Here is a 19,170-nt window from a genome sequence, read left to right as displayed (position 1 = left end):
TTTATTTATCCTTTTAAATTTTTTAAATTATCGATACTAATCGAACCTAAATTTCTAAAGATCGAAACTAAAATAGCCAATCCAACTGCAACTTCTGCTGCAGCAACTGCCATCGAGAAGAATACAAAGACTTGTCCTTGTGCGTCTTGATGATAAGTTGAAAAAGCAACAAATAAAAGGTTAACAGCATTCAACATGATTTCGATAGACATGAAAACGATAATAGCATTTCGTCTGTACAATACACCAAAAATACCAATACAGAAAAGTACAACACTTAAAAAGATGTAGTTTTCAATACCTATTTGATTTAATATATTACCCATTATTTATTTAATTTTTCTTTTTTAGACAATAATACAGTTCCAATCATGGCTACTAAAAGCAAGACCGAAGCGAATTCAAACGGAACCATATATTCGTTCAGTAATATTTTACCCAATACTTTGATCGATTGAAAATCTTCACCAGTTGAATCGTATTCACCAACAATTGGTTTAGAGTTAATGAAAATGGCAATCAATACAACGCAAATCAAACAAAAAGAAACAATTGCACCTAAACGTGTAATTCTGGGTCTGTGTACTTGATGGCGTTCGTTAAGATTCATCAACATGATCGTAAACAGGAACAAAATCATAATTGCTCCGGAATATACTATAAGATGTACTATAGCTAAAAATTGAGCATTCAATAGTAAATAATGACCAGCAATTGAGAAAAAACAAATCACTAAATAAATAGCACTATGAATTGGGTTTCTGCTAAAAATGGTCAAAAAAGCGGTAATCACCGTAATAAACGCTAAGAAACAAAATATAATTTGTACAGTTGTCGCGTGTGCAAAATCAGGAATATGTATCATTTAGTTAGCATTATTAAGTTGAGCATTTTTGATCGCCACATCAAGAGGCATCACTAGTCTGTCTTTTCCAAAAATGAAATCTTCTCTTTCGTAGCTAGCAGGAACTAATACTTTTGAAGTCGTCAAATAGATTGCATCTTTCGGGCAAGCTTCTTCGCATAAACCACAGAAAATGCAACGCAACATATTGATTTCATATATCGAAGCATATTTTTCTTCTCTGTACAAATGTTTTTCATCTGCTTTACGTTCTGCAGCTTTCATCGTGATTGCTTCAGCAGGACATGATAAAGCACATAATCCACAAGCGGTACAGTTTTCACGACCTTGTTCATCACGTTTTAACTGGTGCTGACCACGATAAACCGGACTCATTTCACGCACTTGTTCAGGATAGTGAATTGTCACTTTTTTTCTGAATAAGTGTTTAAGTGTGATATATAATCCTTTCACAATCGCCACAAGATACAATCGTTCCCAAAAAGTCATCTCTTTATTCGAGACCATCTTTTTTCTACCCGATAATGATATAGTTTCTATTGACATTTTTTAATGTATGATTTACGATTTACTATTTGTGTTTAAACAAATCAAATCTGTTTTATTTTTATTTGAAGCTAATCCTGCTATCCGCTATATCTTTTGGCCGCTGCGGCGGATAAAAAGATGCTGCTTCTATCAAGGCTTGGCATTACGGTTCTTAGAATCCTAAAGCTGCTGCGATATCGTGTCTTAAAATAACAGCTCCGGTAATCATGATATTAATGATTGAAAGCGGAATTAAAATTCTCCAGCCTAAATTCATTAATTGGTCATATCTAAATCTTGGAATTGTCCAACGTACCCACATATAGAAAAATATGAAGAAACATAATTTTGCAAACAATGCTGCAATTCCTAATAGATTAGCAATATTTACTCCAGCATGTTCTACCATCCAGCTCATTCCAGGATAATTATATCCTCCAAAGAATAAAACAGAAATAATAGTAGCTGAGATAAACATACTTGCATATTCAGCAAATAAATAGAATCCCATTTTCATGGATGAATATTCTGTATGGTAACCACCAATCAACTCAGATTCACATTCTGCTAAATCGAAAGGAGTTCTGTTAGTTTCAGCAAAAGAACAAATAAGGAAAATCAAGAAAGATAAAGGCTGGTAAAATACGTTCCAGTTCATTTCTTGTTGTTGAAGAGAGATTTCTCTTAAACTTAAAGTCCCGGTCATCATCAACAAAGCAATCATTGATAATCCCATTGCAACTTCATAAGAAACCATTTGCGAAGCTGCACGAACAGCTCCCATCAAAGAGAATTTATTATTAGAAGCCCATCCACCAATCATGATGCCATAAACTCCAATAGAAAGTACTCCAAAAATGTATAAAATACCAATATTAATATCGGTTGCCTGCAATAGAACATCGCGACCAAAAATATGTAATTTATCTCCCCAGGGAATTACTGCACTTGTCATTAAAGCTGTACTCATGGCAATTGCCGGTCCTACAACGAATAAAAACTTGTTAGGTGTATTTGGGAAAAATTCTTCTTTTGAGAATAATTTCATACCATCTGCGAGAGGTTGTAATAATCCTCCCCATCCGGCACGGTTTGGTCCTACACGATCCTGAAGATAAGCTGCAACTTTACGTTCAGCCCAGGTAGAATACATTGCCATGATCATTGTTATAGCGAAAACCACAACAATCACAACACTTTTTTCTATAATAAATGTACCATCTACCATCGTTATGAATTTTTGTTGTTAGTATTTAATGGAATTTCAGCCATACTAATTTTTTTACGGTCTTCATCTCTACCCATAAGGATAGTTTTTTCAGTATCGATTTCTACTTTCTCTAATTTTTGAGTGTAGTTATTTTGGTTGATAACAGAATCTTTTTCAAATTCTCTTGGTCCTTCGATAACCCAGTCATTTACATTTTTGTGTTCAAAACGACAAGAGTTACAAATGAATTCTTCAACTTCATGATACTCGTCTTTACGACCTGTAACACGTTGAATTTCTCCTCCAAACATCCAAACGGTAGTTTTTCCACAACATCCAGGAGTTGTACACTCTCTGTGTGCATTGTATGGTTTGTTAAACCAAACTCTTGATTTAAAACGGAAAGTTTTGTCTGTTAAAGCTCCAACCGGACAAACGTCAATCATGTTTCCAGAAAACTCGTTGTCGATTGCTTTGGAAATTCCAGTTGAAATATTAGCATGATCACCACGATCTAATACTCCGTGAACTCTATTGTCTGTCAATTGATCTGCAACTTGTACACATCTTTGGCATAAAATACAACGGTTCATATGCAGTTGAATATTTGGACCAATATCTTCTGGTTCAAATGTTCTTTTTTCTTCAATAAAACGTGATTTCGGATTACCGTGCTCAAAACTTAAGTTTTGAAGATCACATTCTCCGGCCTGATCACAAATAGGACAATCTAACGGATGGTTGATCAATAAAAATTCTGTTACAGATTTACGGGCTTCCGTAACTCTGGCAGATGATTTACTGTTTACTTCCATCCCGTCCATACATCCTGTTACACAAGATGCCATTAATTTTGGCATTGGTCTTGGGTCAGCTTCACTACCTTTAGAAACTTCAACTAAACAACAACGGCATTTTCCGCCACTGCCTTTTAATTTTGAGTAATAGCACATGGCTGGCGGTACCAAATCTCCACCAATCATACGTGCAGCCTGCAGGATCGTTGTTCCTGGCTCTACGTCTATACTTTGACCGTCTATGGTTACTTTCATCTCTTGCTTTTGTTTTTTTAGTTTCAGGTTTCACGTTTCAGGTTTTAACTTGAAACAAAAAAACTTGAAACTTTAAACTATTTTTAAACTGTTTGTTTGCCTACTAAATGTTTCACTTGCGAGAAAGGTTCAGCAACAAAGTGATCTCTGTTTTTTATTTTTTCCGGGAAACGAACATGATATTCGAATTCATCTCTAAAGTGACGAATCGCTGCTGCTACTGGCCAAGAAGCTGCATCACCTAGGGGACAAATTGTGTTTCCTTCAATTTTACTTTGAATGCTCCACAATAATTCGATATCTTCTTCACGGCCCTGACCGTTTTCGATTCTCCATAAGATTTTTTCTAACCATCCAGTTCCTTCACGACAAGGTGTACATTGTCCGCAAGATTCGTGGTGGTAAAAACGTGCAAAATTCCAAGTGTTTCTTACTACACAAGCAGTGTCATTATACACGATAAATCCTCCTGAACCTAACATAGATCCGGTAGCAAAACCACCATCACTTAAAGATTCGTAAGACATTAATCGGTCTTCGCCATTTGCTGTTTTAAAAATTAATTCAGCTGGTAAAATTGGCACTGAAGATCCTCCCGGTACAAATGCTTTCAAAGGTCTGCTAGAAGACATTCCGCCTAGGTATTCGTCAGAATTCATAAATTCGTCAACACTTAATCCTAATTCAATTTCGTAAACTCCTGGATTTTTAATGTGTCCGGAAGCAGAGATTAATTTAGTTCCGGTTGAACGTCCAATTCCTATTTTAGCATAATCATCACCAGAGTTGTTGATGATCCATGGCACGGTAGCAATAGTTTCAACATTGTTTACTACTGTTGGGTTTGCCCAAAGTCCTGAAACTGCTGGGAAAGGTGGTTTGATACGAGGATTTCCTCTTTTACCTTCCAGTGACTCGATAAGTGCAGTTTCTTCTCCGCAAATATAAGCTCCGGCTCCACAGTGAACGTATAACTCTAAATCGTAACCTGTACCTAATATATTTTTTCCTAACCAACCGGCAGCTTTAGCTTCAGCGATGGCTCTTTCTAGTATTTTGTAAACCCACATATATTCTCCACGAATGTAGATATACGAAAGGTTAGCTCCTAAAGCAAAACTCGAGGTAATCATTCCTTCGATCAATAAGTGAGGAATATATTCCATCAAATAACGATCTTTAAAAGTACCCGGTTCAGACTCGTCGGCGTTGCAAACTAAATGTCTTGGTTTGCCTGATTTTTTATCAATAAAACTCCATTTCATTCCGGCAGGGAAACCTGCACCACCACGACCACGAAGACCTGATTTTTTTACTTCTTCAGTAACTTCATCCGGTGTAAGGGTTTTTAGTGCTTTTTCTACAGATGCATAACCACCATTTTGGCGATATACTTCGTAGGTTTTAATTCCTGGAATATTGATTTTATCTAATAATATTTTTTGTGACATCTTATTTATCGTGTAATATTATTTTATCATCTTTACAATCAGCGATTAACTGATCAATCTTATCTTCTGTCAATTTTTCTTTGTAGAAATCGCCTAATTGTAACATTGGAGCATATCCGCAGGCACCTAAACATTCTACACCGGCAATGGTAAACATTCCGTCCGGAGTTGTTTCTCCCATTTTAATGCCTAATTTTTCAGAAGTATAATCCATTAAATTTTCGGCACCGTTTAAACAACAACAAGAAGTCTGGCAAAACTCAAACATGTATTTTCCAATTGGCTTTTGGTTGAACATGGTATAAAAAGTAACCACTTCATAAACCTCAATTGGTTTTATCTGAAGAATTTCGGCAACTTTATCTTGCAATTCAGTACTAAGCCAGTTGTTGTGTGCATCTTGTACTTCATGCAAAACAGGCAATAGAGCTGATTTTTGTTTGCCTTCAGGATAATGACTGATTAATTCATTGATACGGGTGATCAATGCTTCGGTCATATTTATTTCTTGTTTGTAATGTTTACGTTCCATTTTTATTTTAGATTTTAGATTTTAGATTTTAGATTTTTTCAATCTTTGTCCTTAATCCATATTCTGCAATCTCTTTTATTTTAGATTTTAGATTTCTTATTTTAGATTTTTCAATCTATATTCTAAAATCTAAAATCAACAATTTTTTTACGCGTCTAATTCTCCGGCAATAACATTTAAGCTTGATAAAATAACAATTGCATCAGAAAGTAAAGCGCCTTTTATCATTTCAGGATATGCCTGGTAATAAATAAAACAAGGTCTTCTGAAATGTAATCTGTATGGAGTTCTGCTTCCGTCAGTAACTAAATAGAATCCTAATTCTCCATTTCCTCCTTCAACAGGGTGATAAATTTCTGCCACTGGTACAGGAACTTCTCCCATTACGATCTTAAAGTGATAAATTAAAGATTCCATAGAAGTGTAAACATCTTCTTTTGGAGGAAGGTAGTAATCAGGAACTTCTGCATGATATTCGTTTCCGGCTGGCATCTTATCCAAAGCCTGACGAATAATGCTTAAACTTTCCCAAACTTCTGCGTTACGAACACAAAAACGATCATATGTATCACCTGATTTTCCAACAGGAACTACAAAATCGAAATCTTCGTAAGAGGAGTAAGGTTGTGCAACGCGAACGTCGTAATCAACTCCGGCAGCACGTAAGTTTGGACCTGTAAATCCGTAAGCCATTGCTTGCTCTGCTGAGATTGCACCTACGTCTACGGTTCTGTCAAGGAAAATTCTGTTTCTTTCAAATAAGTTTACAAACTCTTGCCAAGCGACAGGAAATTCTTCTAAGAATGCATCTAGTTTGCGGAAAGCTTCTGGTGACCAGTCTCTTTCGAAACCACCAATTCTTCCCATATTTGTTGTTAAACGAGCGCCACAAATTTCTTCGTAGATCTCGTAAACTTTTTCTCTAAATTGAAAAACATATAAGAAACCAGTATAAGCACCAGTATCAACACCTAAGATTGAATTACAAATTAAGTGATCTGTAATACGAGCCAATTCCATTACGATAACTCGTAAATATTGGGCACGTTTAGGAACTTCAATATTTAGTAATTTCTCCAAAGTCATCCACCATCCCATATTATTGATAGGAGAGGAGCAATAGTTCATACGGTCTGTAAGAGGCGTAATTTGATAAAAAGGACGATTTTCGGCGATTTTCTCAAAAGCTCTGTGTATGTAACCAATGGTTGGTTCAGCTTCCAGAATTCTCTCACCGTCCATCAACAGGATATTTTGAAAAATACCATGGGTGGCTGGGTGTGTTGGGCCTAAATTAAGTACCGAAAGCTCGCTTCCGTCTTCGTTTAGTTTATCCTTAACTATTTTAGCATAACGATGCTCTGGTGGTAATAATAGTTCTGACATTTTATAATGTTGAATTATTTATTTTTAGCAATTTGTTGTTGTTCTTCCAAAGAATCTGTCATCTTTATCAGTTCTTCCGCTGTCTTCCATTGGGAATTCTTTTCGCATTGGGAAAGACACCATTTCATCCATATTCAAAATACGTTTCAGTTGCGGGTGCCCAATAAAGTTTACGCCGAAAAAGTCGTATGTTTCTCTTTCCATCCAGTTTGAACTTAAGAAAATATTTGAAATGGTTTTAATTTCTGGTTTTTCACCGTTTAAGAATACTTTAATTCTAATTCGTTTGTTTTCGTACCAGTTATGTAAATGATATACTATGGCAAACTGACGATCTGTTTCGTTGTCCGGATAGTGAACTCCGCATAAATCAGTTAAAAAGTGAAAACGAAGGTCAGCATCGTTTTTCAGGAAAAGAATCAAAGCTGTGATTTTGTCAGCTGAAGCTTCTAATGTAAAAACATCTCTTTCCTCGTGAAAGTTAAAAACACTTGAATCAAATGTTTCAGTAAGTTTATCTTGTATCAGGGTATTTTCTAAGGCCATCTTATGAAATATTATATGAAGCTAATAATTCTTGGTATTCCGGTGAGCTTCTGCGTCTAACAGATTCGCTTTTTACCAGTTCCTGAAGTCTCATTACTCCATCAACAATTTGTTCTGGTCTTGGCGGGCATCCCGGAACATAAACGTCAACAGGAATTACTTTGTCGATTCCTTGTAAAACAGAATAAGTATCAAAGATTCCTCCTGATGAAGCACAAGCTCCAACAGCAATTACCCAGCGTGGTTCAGACATTTGTTCGTATACCTGTCTTAAAATAGGGGCCATTTTTTTAGAAATAGTTCCCATAACAAGCAACATATCAGCCTGACGAGGAGAAAAACTCACACGCTCAGAACCAAATCGCGCTAAATCGTAATGTGAAGCCATTGTAGCCATAAATTCGATACCACAGCATGAAGTTGCAAAAGGCAATGGCCATAATGAATTGGCTCTCGCTAAACCTACAACATCGTTAAGTTTTGTAGCGAAGAAACCTTCTCCTACAACCCCTTCTGGTGGTGCAACCATATTTACATTTGAATTGCTCATTTTATTTTAGATTTTAGATTTCTGATTTTAGATTTTGGAAACCTTGAAAATCGAAATCAATATTTTTAAAATCAATTATATTTTGAGAAATTTATTTTTCAAATCTAAAATTCTAAATAATTAAATCTAAAATCTATAATCTGAAATCTAAAATTTCTTATTCCCAGTCTAATGCTTTTTTCTTGATGATGTAGAAAAAGCCAACTAAAAGAAGTGACATGAACACGATCATCTTTAACATTCCTTCTACTCCTAATTCTTTAAAGTTTACTGCCCAAGGATAAAGGAAAATTACCTCTACGTCAAACAATACAAACAAAATGGCTACCAGGAAGTATTTTACTGAAAAAGGAATACGCGCGTTACCCACAGATTCAACACCGCACTCAAAGTTTTTATCTTTGGTTTCAGAACTTCTTTTTGGTCCTAATTTTCCGGAAATAATGATTGTTCCTACCACAAAACCAACAGCTAAAATGAACTGCATTAAAATAGGAATGTAATTGTATTGATCAGATTGCATAATCTTAGGTTTTTTACTTAAAGAATAAGCCACAAAGATAACTTTCAACTCTGTAAATCACAAGCTAAAAAAGGATTTAAGTGAGTTGTAAAAGGGGTATTATTTGTAATTTTTATTCATTATAAATAATAGTAAGGTTTTTTAAGACTTTTTTAAGATTTGAGCAAAAAAAAACGTCTCGAATTAAATCGAAACGTTTTTAAACCATTCAGAGGCAAAAAAAATAAATTGCTATATTTTTCTTAGATTACTGCTACTTTAGCAGCAACTTTCCCTTTTCTTCCTTCTTCTTCTTCGTAGCTTACACGGTCACCTTCGCGTAATTCTTCCGCGTTAATTCCTGAAGCGTGAACGAAGATATCTTTTCCTGTTTCTTCGTCTGTAATGAATCCATAACCTTTAGATTCATTGAAAAATTTTACTGTACCTGTACGCATTGTAATTGTAATAATAATTTATAATGTAGCAAATGTAATATATAAATTCATACAAAAGACAATAAGGTGTTAATTTTTTGTAAAAATTATTGATTCACAGTGTTTTCGCTATTTATTTTGCATCAATTTTGATATGGAAGTAATTTATTTAAGAATCATTAATTGTAAGAATAAAAGTTAAAAAAGTAGCTTATATTTTACAAAAAATTATTATATTATGCACAAGTCAACTCTTAAAAGTGTGTTTTTGTGGAGGATACTTGAGTTTACTGATGCTCTTCTTTAAAAACGTTACTAATTTTGGGTTTTTATAAACAATAAAAAAATAAAAAATGGCAGCTATAAATTTAGCTGCCAGATATAATTTTTAGAGTTCTGAGAATTTATACTGCATCAATTTTAATGTGCAACTCTTTCAATTGAGCATCATCGATTGCTGCAGGTGCATCGATCATAACATCACGTCCGGAATTGTTTTTTGGAAATGCAATGAAATCCCTAATGGTTTCCTGACCTCCTAAAATAGCAACAAGTCTGTCTAAACCAAATGCTAAACCTCCGTGTGGCGGTGCTCCAAATTGAAAAGCATCCATTAAGAAACCAAATTGTGCTTTTGCTTCTTCTTCTGTAAATCCTAAATATTTGAACATTAATTGTTGAGTCGCTTTATCGTGAATACGAATCGATCCTCCACCAATTTCATTTCCGTTTAATACCATATCATAAGCATTAGCACGAACTTTTCCAGGTTCGGTTTCTAACAAGGCCATATCTTCTGGTTTTGGAGATGTAAACGGGTGGTGCATGGCGTGATAACGTCCGCTTTCTTCGTCAAGTTCTAATAATGGGAAATCTACAACCCATAACGGAGCAAATTCTTCCGGTTTACGCAAACCTAAACGAGTGGCCAATTCCATACGAAGTGCCGAAAGTTGAGCACGTGTTTTATTTGCCGGTCCTGAAAGTACAAAAATCATATCGCCAGGTTTTGCTCCTGTAATTTTTGCCCATTGTCCTAAATCGTCCTGATCGTAGAATTTATCTACAGATGATTTAAAAGTTCCGTCGTCATTGCATTTTGCATATACCATTCCTGATGCTCCAACTTGTGGACGCTTAACCCAGTCAATCAATCCGTCGATTTCTTTACGAGTGTAATTTCCGGCTCCCGGAACAGCAATACCAACTATTAATTCTGCAGCATTAAATACAGGGAAGTCTTTATGTTGTGCAAATTCGTTTAACTCACCAAACTCCATTCCAAAACGAATGTCCGGTTTGTCATTTCCGTATGTTTTCATGGCATAGTCGTAGGTAATTCTTGGGAATTTATCTACTTCAATACCTTTAATTTCTTTTAATAAATGTCTTGTCAATCCTTCAAAAACATTCAAAATATCTTCTTGTTCCACAAATGCCATTTCGCAATCGATTTGTGTAAACTCAGGCTGACGGTCTGCACGTAAATCTTCATCACGGAAGCATTTTACGATTTGGAAATATTTATCCATTCCGCCCACCATCAATAACTGTTTGAAGGTTTGTGGCGATTGTGGTAAAGCATAAAACTGACCTTCGTTCATACGGCTTGGTACAACGAAATCTCTTGCTCCCTCAGGAGTAGATTTAATTAAATAAGGCGTTTCAACTTCGCAAAAATCTAAATCAGATAAATATTTACGAACTTCCATCGCTACTTTATGACGGAATAACAAACTGTTTTTTACAGGATTTCTTCGGATGTCTAAGTAACGGTATTTCATTCTGATATCTTCTCCACCATCAGTTTCGTCTTCAATTGTAAATGGAGGCGTAAGTGCTGCATTTAAAATTGTTAATTCAGTAACTAAAATTTCGATTTCACCAGTCGGAATATTTTTGTTTTTAGCTTCACGCTCAATCACAGTTCCTTTTACCTGAATTACAAATTCACGACCAAGAGTTTTTGCCAATTCAAAAACAGTTTTATCAGTACGACTTTCGTCGAAAATAAGTTGTGTAATTCCGTAACGGTCGCGTAAATCAACCCAATTCATAAATCCTTTATCGCGTGATTTTTGAACCCAACCCGCTAGTGTAACTTCCGTATTAATATTTGAGGCGTTCAATTCGCCACAATTATGACTTCTATACATGATCAAAATTTTAGACTGCAAAAGTAAACACAAAATTCAAATTAATGTAGTAAAGTGATCACTAGATGCTCAATAATTTGAAATATTTTGTTAATTCTTAAATTTGAGAGCTGTAATTTCTTTAGATTTGAATCACTAAAAACAAACTTTAATGTATATGAACAAACTTTTTGTTACTGGTCTGTTGATTTTTAGCGCTTTGAATGTTATAGGTCAAACCAAAAATCAAATTAAATTTACGGCTAAAATTACCAATAGAAATAGCGATACTTTAGTAATTAAAGGAAGGGATAACTTTAAACAAGTAATCCCAATTAATAAAAAAGAGGTTTTTGCAGCCAATTTTGATGCTCCAAAAGGGTTTTATATGTTTTCTGACGGGACAGAATCTTCTAATTTATACCTAAAACCAAATTCTGAAGTAAACCTGACAATGAATGCTAAAGAATTCGACGAAACAATTGTATATAAAGGTAAGGGTGTAGATGAAAGTAATTTTATGGCACAACAAGCTTTAAGGAATGAAAAATTTGAAGAAGCTTTTTCAAAAGAACCAGCTGAGTTTGCGCTGTTATTTGAGGCTAAGAAAAAGGCAGACATAGAAAGTTTGGCAAAAGGATCTTATGATCCGGAATTTATTACTGCGATGAAAAGTAATTTTGAGCATTTTAACCAATACTCTGTTGAGAATTACGAAAGGGTAGCCAAAGCAAATAAACTTAACGGAAAACCTTCTCCTGAATTTGATTATGATAATCATAAAGGAGGAAAGACAAAACTTTCTGACCTTAAAGGAAAATATGTATACATTGATCTTTGGGCAACATGGTGTGCGCCTTGTAGAGCAGAAATTCCATACTTGCAAAAAATAGAGGAAAAGTATCATGGAAAAAATATTGAATTCGTGAGTATTTCGATTGATAAATTGAAAGACAATGAAAAATGGAAAAAGTTTGTAACCGATAAAAATTTGGGCGGAATTCAATTATTTGCAGATAAAGACTGGGAATCTGAATTTGTAACGAGTTATGGTGTAACCGGAATTCCGAGATTTATTATTGTTGATCCAAAAGGAAATGTTTTAAGTGCAGATGCTGACAGACCTTCCTCTCCAGATCTTCAAACGAAATTAGACGCATTATTGAAGTAATTTATTTACCAAATTTATAACGTTGTAGTAAATTTGTGTTTTTTATAAAAACCCAGTAAAACCAGTGCTTAAGCGCTGGTTTTTTTGTTTTAGTTAAATTTCCAATGTTAAGCTTTTAGTCAATGTTACCAAATTGTTAAGTAAAAGTTTTTTTAATGTAAACAATTAATTATATTTGATAACGATTTGATAACATTAAAACCTCAAGATATGAAAAAGTGTGTAATTTTAGTTGCAATATTGTTCTCTGGAATTTTAGTTGCACAAGAGATAAAACCTGAATTAGAAGCTGTTGGAAACAAAGTAAAAGCTACTTACTACCATGAAAATGGTCAAGTACAACAAGAAGGCTTTTTTAAAGATGGAAAATTAGATGGTGTTTGGGTATCTTATGATGAAAAAGGAAATAAAGTTGCCGTAGGAGAGTACACAGACGGATTGAAAACTGGAAAATGGATTTTCTTTAATGAAAAAAACCTTTGCGAGGTTGCTTACGAAAACAGCAAAATCGCTTCAGTTAAGAATTTACAAAAAAATGCTCTAGCAAATAGAAATTAATACAATTTCGAATAATTTAGAAAACCGCTTTAATTAGCGGTTTTTTTTTTTGGATCAGTAAATATTGTGTTTGGCTAATCATTTTAACCGCAAAGAGCGCAAAGTTTTTATATTATCGTTATGATAACAAACGCAAAGTTCGCAAAGCATTATAATTATAGCTTTGCGAACTTTGCGTTTATATAGAATCCTATAAATAAAAAAACTTTGCGCTCTTTGTGGTTAAATTTTTTTAGGCCTTAATTTTTTTACAGGATTTATTTTTTCTTCCGTACCAAATTACAAAACCAGTTACGGTCAAAGCTGCCGCAATTAAACTAATTATAAAAGCAATAATTTTTCCCGGCAGATCTAAAATTTGTCCGGTATGAATTCCGTAATTCATTTCTACAACCTGTAAACCCAAACTCTTTTTGTCGAAAGTCTGGCTTTGCATTAATTCTCCGTGGTAAGGATGAAAATAATAATTGCTTTGGTGATCGTATCTTAAAGCATGCGGATAAGCACCTGTATTTATTATATCGCCTTTCTTTTGCGGTAGCATAACGTAAAACATTTCAGCTTCAGGATTTTTTTTCATGGTTTGATAAAGAGCCCGATCTATTGCTGCCGAAGTATTGTATTCAAACTTTGTTGTGTCAATTATGGGTGCTTTTGTTTCTAATGCTTTATCTCCGCCAAAGTTGAAGGTTTTGTAAATACCATCTCCCACCCATTCGTAAGTAAAAGTTAAACCTGTAATCGCAATAATAGCGGCAATAATCGCAATATAAAATCCAGTTGTATTGTGCCAGTCATAATTTACACGACGCCATTTTGCAGACCATTTTATAGTGAAACTTCGTTTGATATCGCTTCGGCGTTTTGGCCACCACTGGATAATTCCCGAAATTAATAAAAGAATAAAAATAATTGTTGCACCGCCAATAATATGTTTCCCAATATAATCCGGCAAAAGCAAATACAAATGAATGTACTCAACAATAATAAAAAAATCAGTCGCCGGATCTTCGGTTTTTAAATATTTTCCTGTGTACGGATTAAAGTAGAGATATCTATTTTCAGCGTCAGAATAAGTATAAACTATTGCAGATCGGTTTTTGCCGTAATAGGAAACCATGCTTGCTTTGTACTGTGGAAGAATTTCTTTTGCTTTTTCCTGTAAAACCGATGGAAGTATAAAAGGCTGGTTTTGAGGTTCAACCAATCGCCATTCTTTTCGCGTAATGTCTTTTATTTCGTCATGAAAACAAAAAATGCAACCCGTAATACTGATGATAAAAACAATAAGCCCGGAAATTAATCCGAGCCATTTATGTAGAAAACGTATTTGTTTCTTAAAACCCATTTTTTTGAATAAAGCGTAAAAGTATATGCTAAATCAATAGAGGGCAAATTATTTAAGCTAATTTTTAAGAAGCTACTTTTTTTGGTTTTAAATGATACGCGACGTAAAGTGTTAGCGAAGCCAAAATAATCCAGAAAACATCAATAAAGAAAACCTGAATCTGATTGTGCATAAACGAGTTCCAAAACCAGTTTCCAGATACGATTCCGTTTGTAATTGGAATTAGAAATCCTAAAATACTGCCCGAAATTAAACAGAATTTATTGGTAAAGGCATCATTCTGTTTAAGAATAAAAAAGATTGCTAGAATTAACCATCCTCCAAAATAAACCAGAAATAGATTGTTTTGGCTTAACGGATAAAATATTTTAGTAACAATAAACGCAAGTGCGGTAATAGGATACATGCTCAGACAGATTGCCAAATAAATACGAACAACGGCCGCATTGAAACGTCTTTTCTTTTCAGGTAAATTATTTTTTTGTCTGGCAACTAACCAAATCATTACGCCCGAAATGATGACAAAACAAGTAATAATACCCAAAACGAAGCTTACGATTCTTAAAGCGTAACCGCCATAGTCTCCAAAATGTATTTTATACAAAACATTTTTTACAACATCAAGATAGTTGTTTTGCGTAACAGGATTCTTTCTGGCAATTTCTTTTGCATCAGCAATTCTGTAAATCACTTTTCCTATTCCTGTAAATTTTTTGTGACTTGGCATTTCTCCTTCAACAACTACATGCATATTGGCATCACCATAGTTCTGAATAACAACACGGGTAATCTCAAAATCCTTCCAATTGCTTTTGGCTTTTGCTACTAAACCATCAATATTAAATGGTGTAGCTAATTTTTTGTTTTCAAATTTATATTCGGGATCACTGTATTCCAGTTCTTTATATAATTTATCCTGATCTCCTTTGTATAATGTCATTACAGCAGGAGCAACAATCAAAAGTTTAATCATAAAAAATGCCCCTGTCACAGCATAAACAAACTGAAAAGGCAGGCCAATCATTCCTAAAGCGGTATGAGCATCTGTCCATAATGTTTTTAATTTTTCCTTTGGACGGAAAATATAAAAGTTCGAAACGATTTTTTTCCAATGCAATAAAACACCGGTTATGATTGCAAATAAGAAAAATAAAGCAATAAAGCCGGAAAGATAATATCCCACCGGATATGGAATTTGAGCCAGGAAATGTAATCGGTAAAGAAATTCACCTAATGAATAAGATTGTTCGTAAGTGAATGTTTTAAAAGTTTTGGTGTCAAGATAAAAAAAGCTTCCCTCTTTTTGTTTGGCTGGAGCCAAAGTATCTTTGGTGCCCTCCATATAAACGGCAACTCTTCTTTCGTTACTGTTTTTAGAAATCGTAATGTTTCTGCCGTGTAAAACGTATTCTTTATCTAATTTATTTAAAGCGGTATTATAGTCTAACTGAATTTCCTTTGTAATTGCAGTAGATTCATTTCTTTCCCAATTGTTGATTTCATCCCTGAAAAAAGAAAAAGATCCTGCGAAAAAAATCACAAAGAGCACTACACTAATAACAATTCCGCTAACAGTATGCGTGTGAAAATAGATGTTATAATTACGATTGTTCATAGTTTATTTTGCTATCGGATTGTAAGTTTGACCAAGATAAATGAAGAGTGAAAAAACCAGGGTAAGGAGTAGGTAAATACCCCAAATTTTCAATCCGCTTTTTGCCAGGAAAGCAATTATCATAAGCGCTACCCAAAGAATGAATCCGCTAAATGCCATTGTTATAAGGATATTAGCACGGTTGAACCAGGATGCTAAAGCCAAATGAAAACTGACTGAAACAAAATAGCCGCCAATTATAGCAGCTGTAATTTTGGCAAATCGTTGCCACTTAGATTGGGTTAGATATTTTGGATTTGCTGGCATATTTTGGTTAGAAATAAGTTAGTTGTAATAAAATTCTATTAAAGCGACAATTACAAATAAAGCAATAATAGCGAATGGGCTAATTTTTTTTAATGGAGTCAGAATAATAATCAAACTTCCAATGGTCATTAGCTGAATAAAAAACATTAAAGTTCCGCAGCAAAGTGATTGTGTGAACAACCAAAGAGCGTACGCTAATAAAAGAAGTCCTAAACCCATATATTTGGTTGGCTTAGGATTACTTTTCATCCATTTCTCAAAACCTAAGTCATAAGATAAAGTAGCTCTTTTTGAGGTGTAATAAAGAGTGTAAAAAGCTAAAAAAACGATGAGACTTGCTATTGTTATCATAATTTTATAGAATTTAAAAACACCTTTTTCTTCTGGAAAAAGGTGTTTTTGTTATTTGTTTTTTAGAATCTGTAAGAGAAACTTGCCACTACGCTTCTTGCATCTCTTGGACTCACTGTAGACCATCCGCTATAAATATCTTCGTTTGCGATATTGTTAACTTTAAGAGTTAAAGTGTATTTTTCTGTTCCGTAGAAAATAGAAGAATTCATAACAGTATATTCTGGAATTGTAAATACTCCGGCAACTGTTCTGTTCATGATTTTATTATCACTTGCATAATTACCTCCGAAACCTAAACCAAAACCTTTTAAGTCTCCCTGAAGAAATTTATAGCTTGCCCAAAGGTTTGCTAAGTTTTGTGGTCCTGCACTTTCAGGTCTGTGATTCACGAAATCATCAAGTCCCGCTGTTAAGATGGCATCGTTATAACTATATCCAAAAACGATGTTTAAACCATCAACCGGATTGGTTACTATTTCTGCTTCAAAACCTTTATTTCTTTGAGCGCCATTCTCATAACTGATTGTAGTTGTTGCGCCATAATCTGTATAAACCATATCTTTTACTTTCGTGTCATAATAGCTAAAAGTGGCATATAATTTATCTTTGAATACGTTTAATTTGGTACCAAATTCAATTTGAGTTGCATGTTCAGGACCAAAAGTTCTTGGTTGTCTGCTTCCGTCAGCTAATATATTAGTAACTGGAGATGGGTTTACAAAACCATCCATATAGTTGGCAAAAATCGAAACTTTGTCGATAATTGGCTGGTATACAATACCAAATTTTGGAGAAAAAGTAGTTTGATTAAAGTCATCATCTTTTGTCGTTACTTCGCCTGAATTTATAAAACGATCGATACGTAAACTAGCCATTACAGAAAGGGCAGGAGTGAAATTAATAACATCTGATACGTAAGCACTAAAAACTTCTTGTTTTTGTTTGCTGTTGCTTACACCCTTGCCTGATAAAACCGCATCTGCATGTGATTGGGATAAAATACCATTATCTCCGTCTAAAATATATTGAGAAGGATCAGTGATTGCAAATACATTTTCGTTTACTGTTTTTAAGTCATCTCTACCAACATATACGTAGCTTTCGTAATATGCGTAATCTGTTCCGTTATCAACTTGCATTCTGTTGAAATAATCTAAACCGGCAACAATCCTGTTTCTTAGATTTCCTATTTTAAAATCTCCAATAAAATTTTGTTGAATGTCAGTTGTTAGTGTTTTTGAATTATTATTTGTAAATGATCGTCCAAAAACAATTCCGTTAGTAATATTTTGAAAATTACTTGTTATGTCATATAAGTAATTATAGTAACCCTGAGATTTTGTAGAGCTTCTTGCAAAAGCAGTTTGTGAAGTCCATTGGTCTGAAATTTTATAATTCATCTGACCCTGAAGGCTATATGACGGTGTTTTTATTACAAGATCATTACTTGTATAAGAACGTTTGTTGTCGTAACCCAATTCTTCGATGTTGTGAGCTCTTAAAGGAGTTCCTCTGTCTAAGAATAACATGGTTGGATTTGTCATTTCGCTGCTCAAAAACTCAGTATTAATAAGGAATGATAATCTGTCATTTACCTGATAAGATAACGACGGCGCAACAAATAGCGATTTTTTAAAACCAGCATCCTGAAAACTGTCCTCATTATGATAAGCTGCATTTACACGAAAATTTACTTTGTGTTCGTCGTCCAAAGGAGTATTAATATCTGCAGTAACTCTGTTTAAACCATAACTTCCGGAAGTATAGCTAACTTCTCCGCCAAAATGATCGTAAGGTTTTTTAGTTGTAATATTGATTAATCCTCCATAAGAAATTAAGCTGCTTCCAAACAATGTTCCTGATGGTCCTTTTATAACTTCGATTTTGTCAATGTTAGCAGGATCTAAACTTCCGTTTGATAATCCGGGTAATCCGTTGATCATGGTTGGCTGAACAGCAAATCCTCTTAACGAAAAATATCCTGCACCATCTCCTGTACGACCAGTAGAGCCCCAAAGCTGTGTTAATCCAGATGAGTTTTTTAATGCGTCATCTAAATTAGTAACGACCTGCTCTTTTAATAATTCGCTTGTAATGGTAGTATAAACTTGTGGGTTTTCAAGATTTTTAAGGGGTAGTCTTGATACTTGTTGTGTTTCTTTACGGGCTAATGGATTTTTTTTAGTACCTCCGTTAATTACAATTTCGTCTAATTGTTCAGAGTTTGAACTAATGGTGAAGTCTTCAACTATTTCGTCACCAGCATTAAGAGAAATGCTTTTTTCTTTTGATGAATATCCAACGGCAGAAACTTTGATTACGTAACTTCCCGGTTTAAGGTTTTTAATTTCGTAAAAACCATTGCTGTCAGTATTGGTTCCTATTTTAGTTCCTTTTAATGTAACCGAAACATTGTCTGCAGTCTGATTATTAGTTAAACTAATTTGACCTTTTACAGAAGCTTTTTCTTGCGCTGAGATACTTGTAGCAGCAATTAGAAAAAAACAAAGGCTCAAAAGAGAAATTGTAAATTTATATTTCATTTTATTTAGAATTGATTTTAATAGCGCAAATTTAGTTGTTGATTATCAACTACACAAGCTATTCTTATTTATTCTAAATAA

Annotated in this window: 20 protein-coding genes; 2 read left to right on the top strand and 18 right to left on the bottom strand. The window is 34.2% G+C overall.

The genetic code is table 11. The annotated features are described in order from the left end of the window. Positions 1-5 precede the first annotated feature (5 nt). The 13 genes from nuoK to aspS form a co-directional block, all read right to left on the bottom strand. Positions 6-326, bottom strand: coding sequence for an NADH-quinone oxidoreductase subunit NuoK (gene nuoK / locus FLP_RS21775; protein WP_017494599.1), 321 nt, complete (start codon positions 324-326; stop codon positions 6-8). Then, the gene (locus FLP_RS21770) at positions 326-865 is read right to left on the bottom strand and encodes an NADH-quinone oxidoreductase subunit J family protein (protein ID WP_065451606.1); all 540 of its coding nucleotides are present in this window, start codon (positions 863-865) and stop codon (positions 326-328) included. Before FLP_RS21770 ends, nuoK begins: the two co-directional genes overlap by 1 nt. After that, a complete protein-coding gene (locus FLP_RS21765) occupies positions 866-1,411 on the bottom strand; it encodes a NuoI/complex I 23 kDa subunit family protein (RefSeq protein ID WP_065451605.1) in 546 nt (181 codons plus the stop codon). Positions 1,412-1,565: 154 nt separating this feature from the next. Continuing rightward, entirely contained in the window at positions 1,566-2,621 is a 1,056-nt protein-coding gene (nuoH, locus tag FLP_RS21760) for an NADH-quinone oxidoreductase subunit NuoH (protein ID WP_065451604.1), read from the bottom strand. Between the two features lie 2 nt (positions 2,622-2,623). Continuing rightward, positions 2,624-3,655: an NADH-quinone oxidoreductase subunit G gene (locus tag FLP_RS21755; protein WP_065451603.1), complete on the bottom strand. Its 1,032-nt coding sequence runs from the start codon at positions 3,653-3,655 to the stop codon at positions 2,624-2,626. 83 nt (positions 3,656-3,738) lie between these two features. After that, entirely contained in the window at positions 3,739-5,106 is a 1,368-nt protein-coding gene (gene nuoF / locus FLP_RS21750) for an NADH-quinone oxidoreductase subunit NuoF (protein ID WP_065451602.1), read from the bottom strand. A 1-nt stretch (position 5,107) separates the two neighbouring features. Next, positions 5,108-5,638, bottom strand: coding sequence for a complex I 24 kDa subunit family protein (locus FLP_RS21745; protein ID WP_065451601.1), 531 nt, complete (start codon positions 5,636-5,638; stop codon positions 5,108-5,110). A gap of 147 nt (positions 5,639-5,785) precedes the next feature. Next, positions 5,786-7,024: an NADH-quinone oxidoreductase subunit D gene (locus FLP_RS21740; protein ID WP_065451600.1), complete on the bottom strand. Its 1,239-nt coding sequence runs from the start codon at positions 7,022-7,024 to the stop codon at positions 5,786-5,788. A 24-nt stretch (positions 7,025-7,048) separates the two neighbouring features. Then, positions 7,049-7,570 (bottom strand): NADH-quinone oxidoreductase subunit C, encoded by a 522-nt coding sequence (locus FLP_RS21735; protein ID WP_065451599.1) that lies wholly within the window; start codon positions 7,568-7,570, stop codon positions 7,049-7,051. 1 nt (position 7,571) lies between these two features. Then, entirely contained in the window at positions 7,572-8,120 is a 549-nt protein-coding gene (locus FLP_RS21730; protein ID WP_065451598.1) for an NADH-quinone oxidoreductase subunit B, read from the bottom strand. A gap of 157 nt (positions 8,121-8,277) precedes the next feature. Then, on the bottom strand, positions 8,278-8,643 hold the full coding sequence (locus FLP_RS21725) for an NADH-quinone oxidoreductase subunit A (RefSeq protein ID WP_065451597.1): 366 nt from the start codon (positions 8,641-8,643) through the stop codon (positions 8,278-8,280). A gap of 242 nt (positions 8,644-8,885) precedes the next feature. Next, complete coding sequence (locus FLP_RS21720) at positions 8,886-9,080, bottom strand: cold-shock protein (RefSeq protein ID WP_007137066.1); 195 nt, start codon at positions 9,078-9,080, stop codon at positions 8,886-8,888. Between the two features lie 383 nt (positions 9,081-9,463). Further along, complete coding sequence (aspS, locus tag FLP_RS21715; protein ID WP_065451596.1) at positions 9,464-11,215, bottom strand: aspartate--tRNA ligase; 1,752 nt, start codon at positions 11,213-11,215, stop codon at positions 9,464-9,466. Between the two features lie 157 nt (positions 11,216-11,372). Here aspS and FLP_RS21710 point away from each other — a divergent pair, with 157 nt between their 5' ends. Both FLP_RS21710 and FLP_RS21705 read left to right on the top strand, forming a co-directional pair. After that, positions 11,373-12,365, top strand: a complete 993-nt coding sequence (locus FLP_RS21710; RefSeq protein WP_065451595.1) for a TlpA family protein disulfide reductase — start codon at positions 11,373-11,375, stop codon at positions 12,363-12,365. Between the two features lie 210 nt (positions 12,366-12,575). Next, a complete protein-coding gene (locus tag FLP_RS21705; RefSeq protein ID WP_065451594.1) occupies positions 12,576-12,923 on the top strand; it encodes a toxin-antitoxin system YwqK family antitoxin in 348 nt (115 codons plus the stop codon). A gap of 232 nt (positions 12,924-13,155) precedes the next feature. Here the strand turns inward: FLP_RS21705 and FLP_RS21700 are convergent, their stop codons facing one another. The 5 genes from FLP_RS21700 to FLP_RS21680 form a co-directional block, all read right to left on the bottom strand. Next, entirely contained in the window at positions 13,156-14,271 is a 1,116-nt protein-coding gene (locus FLP_RS21700; RefSeq protein WP_065451593.1) for a PepSY-associated TM helix domain-containing protein, read from the bottom strand. A gap of 64 nt (positions 14,272-14,335) precedes the next feature. After that, positions 14,336-15,886 (bottom strand): PepSY-associated TM helix domain-containing protein, encoded by a 1,551-nt coding sequence (locus FLP_RS21695; protein ID WP_065451592.1) that lies wholly within the window; start codon positions 15,884-15,886, stop codon positions 14,336-14,338. Positions 15,887-15,889: 3 nt separating this feature from the next. Beyond that, positions 15,890-16,192, bottom strand: coding sequence for a hypothetical protein (locus FLP_RS21690; RefSeq protein ID WP_065451591.1), 303 nt, complete (start codon positions 16,190-16,192; stop codon positions 15,890-15,892). An 18-nt stretch (positions 16,193-16,210) separates the two neighbouring features. Beyond that, positions 16,211-16,543 carry a hypothetical protein gene (locus tag FLP_RS21685; protein ID WP_065451590.1) on the bottom strand — a complete coding sequence of 111 codons (333 nt, stop codon included), beginning with the start codon at positions 16,541-16,543 and terminating at the stop codon, positions 16,211-16,213. A 62-nt stretch (positions 16,544-16,605) separates the two neighbouring features. Next, a complete protein-coding gene (locus tag FLP_RS21680; protein WP_065451589.1) occupies positions 16,606-19,089 on the bottom strand; it encodes a TonB-dependent receptor in 2,484 nt (827 codons plus the stop codon). Positions 19,090-19,170 lie beyond the last annotated feature (81 nt).

The sequence above is a fragment of the Flavobacterium piscis genome (assembly GCF_001686925.1).
GTDB classification, from domain to species: domain Bacteria; phylum Bacteroidota; class Bacteroidia; order Flavobacteriales; family Flavobacteriaceae; genus Flavobacterium; species Flavobacterium piscis.
The sequence above is the reverse complement of the archived record's forward strand: the minus strand, read 5'-3'. Positions and strand labels throughout refer to the sequence as shown.

Coding starts and splice junctions, on each gene's coding strand:
- FLP_RS21765 (WP_065451605.1), bottom strand. CDS start 1,411: ATGTCAATAGAAACTATATCATTATCGGGTAGAAAAAAGATGGTCTCG.
- nuoF (WP_065451602.1), bottom strand. CDS start 5,106: ATGTCACAAAAAATATTATTAGATAAAATCAATATTCCAGGAATTAAA.
- FLP_RS21730 (WP_065451598.1), bottom strand. CDS start 8,120: ATGAGCAATTCAAATGTAAATATGGTTGCACCACCAGAAGGGGTTGTA.
- FLP_RS21725 (WP_065451597.1), bottom strand. CDS start 8,643: ATGCAATCTGATCAATACAATTACATTCCTATTTTAATGCAGTTCATT.
- FLP_RS21705 (WP_065451594.1), top strand. CDS start 12,576: ATGAAAAAGTGTGTAATTTTAGTTGCAATATTGTTCTCTGGAATTTTA.
- FLP_RS21755 (WP_065451603.1), bottom strand. CDS start 3,655: ATGAAAGTAACCATAGACGGTCAAAGTATAGACGTAGAGCCAGGAACA.
- FLP_RS21740 (WP_065451600.1), bottom strand. CDS start 7,024: ATGTCAGAACTATTATTACCACCAGAGCATCGTTATGCTAAAATAGTT.
- FLP_RS21700 (WP_065451593.1), bottom strand. CDS start 14,271: ATGGGTTTTAAGAAACAAATACGTTTTCTACATAAATGGCTCGGATTA.
- FLP_RS21745 (WP_065451601.1), bottom strand. CDS start 5,638: ATGGAACGTAAACATTACAAACAAGAAATAAATATGACCGAAGCATTG.
- FLP_RS21710 (WP_065451595.1), top strand. CDS start 11,373: ATGAACAAACTTTTTGTTACTGGTCTGTTGATTTTTAGCGCTTTGAAT.
- FLP_RS21770 (WP_065451606.1), bottom strand. CDS start 865: ATGATACATATTCCTGATTTTGCACACGCGACAACTGTACAAATTATA.
- nuoK (WP_017494599.1), bottom strand. CDS start 326: ATGGGTAATATATTAAATCAAATAGGTATTGAAAACTACATCTTTTTA.
- FLP_RS21690 (WP_065451591.1), bottom strand. CDS start 16,192: ATGCCAGCAAATCCAAAATATCTAACCCAATCTAAGTGGCAACGATTT.
- FLP_RS21735 (WP_065451599.1), bottom strand. CDS start 7,570: ATGGCCTTAGAAAATACCCTGATACAAGATAAACTTACTGAAACATTT.
- nuoH (WP_065451604.1), bottom strand. CDS start 2,621: ATGGTAGATGGTACATTTATTATAGAAAAAAGTGTTGTGATTGTTGTG.
- FLP_RS21680 (WP_065451589.1), bottom strand. CDS start 19,089: ATGAAATATAAATTTACAATTTCTCTTTTGAGCCTTTGTTTTTTTCTA.
- FLP_RS21685 (WP_065451590.1), bottom strand. CDS start 16,543: ATGATAACAATAGCAAGTCTCATCGTTTTTTTAGCTTTTTACACTCTT.
- FLP_RS21695 (WP_065451592.1), bottom strand. CDS start 15,886: ATGAACAATCGTAATTATAACATCTATTTTCACACGCATACTGTTAGC.
- aspS (WP_065451596.1), bottom strand. CDS start 11,215: ATGTATAGAAGTCATAATTGTGGCGAATTGAACGCCTCAAATATTAAT.
- FLP_RS21720 (WP_007137066.1), bottom strand. CDS start 9,080: ATGCGTACAGGTACAGTAAAATTTTTCAATGAATCTAAAGGTTATGGA.